Origin of the sequence: Methylobacterium sp. WL103, from assembly GCF_008039885.1 — a bacterium.
GTDB classification, from domain to species: Bacteria; Pseudomonadota; Alphaproteobacteria; order Rhizobiales; family Beijerinckiaceae; genus Methylobacterium; species Methylobacterium cerastii.
Window position 1 is genome coordinate 1 of the sequence record NZ_VRUX01000940.1, and the last position, 1,135, is coordinate 1,135.

Genomic DNA, 1,135 nt, shown 5'->3' on the forward strand with positions numbered 1-1,135 from the left:
GCGCAGCTATACGCGCCGCCGACGGAGGCCATCCGGCTCCAGGACGTCGCCGCCAGCGGCCGGATCGCCGAGGCGATGTCGCCTCCGAACAGCGCGGCCAGCTCGGCTGAGACGTGGGCGAAGCCGGCGGCCGGGCCGTCCTCCGCCACGATGCGGGCGCCCTCGCCTCCGAGGAACGCCTCGATCACCGGCCAGCCGTTGGGGCGGATCGAATAGGCGGCGGCTCGTCGGTCGTGCAGGTTGCCGTAGACGTGCGTGTCCGGCGCGAACGCGGCCTCGCGCCCGATCTCGAGGAAGACCTTCTCGTTGCGGCCGAGCGGCAGGTCGGCGGCGGCCTCGCGCCAGGGCTCGACCCCGGAGGGCAGGTGGATCGCGTCGCCGGCCAGCACCGCGGTCGAGACGGTGAGAATGGCGGCCCCGGCGCGGACGGTGCCGGCGCGCGTGGTGACGGCGACGCCGTCCGCGGTCAGGTCGACCTGCTCGGCGGGGGTGGCGAGCCGCAGAGTCGTCGCGGACGGCAGGCTGGCCGCGACCAGCGTGCCGTAGCCGAGCGGCAGGTGCCAGTTTCGGCCCGTCGCGGCGTCGTCGTAGGCGAGATAGTCGGTGGCCGAGATCGCCTCGGGTGCGACGCCGCTCATGAAGCCGGCGATGGCGCGCACGTAGGCGTTCCAGGGACCGCCGGGCTCCAGGGCGTCGCTCGCCCGGTCGCTGCCCGCCGCGACAAGGCGAAGCCGCTCCTCCCAGTCGCCGTAGGCCCGCTGCGCCGCCGCCTGGCCGTCCGCGTCCTGGGCCAGCGACGGATGCGCCTTCGCCCATGGCGGCTCGCCGCGGTCGACGGGAAAGCCCGAGGCCTCGGCGATGCCGACCCAGGCGTTGCGGTCGCCGGAGTGGAGCCATTCGCAGCCGAAATCGAGCGGATGGCCGCCGAGATCCTGCGTGAAGGCGCGTCCCCCGAGGCACGACGAGGCCTCGAGCAGCAGCGTCGCCTTGCCATGCGCCGCCAGCCGCCGCGCGGCCCCGATGCCGGCGGCGCCTACGCCTACGATGATGACGTCGAACACGCTGGCCATGGCGCCGTAGGTGAGATCGCCCGAGCGGCGAGACAAGCGCCGCGCCGACCGGGTCGGCGCGGCGC

1 protein-coding gene is annotated in these 1,135 nt (G+C 75.1%); it reads right to left on the reverse strand.

Translation table 11 applies throughout. The features are described 5' to 3' along the window. A partial coding sequence (locus FV222_RS26875; protein WP_147816176.1) for an FAD-dependent oxidoreductase occupies positions 1–1,070 on the reverse strand: 1,070 nt, incomplete at its 3' end. Positions 1,071–1,135: the final 65 nt, after the last annotated feature.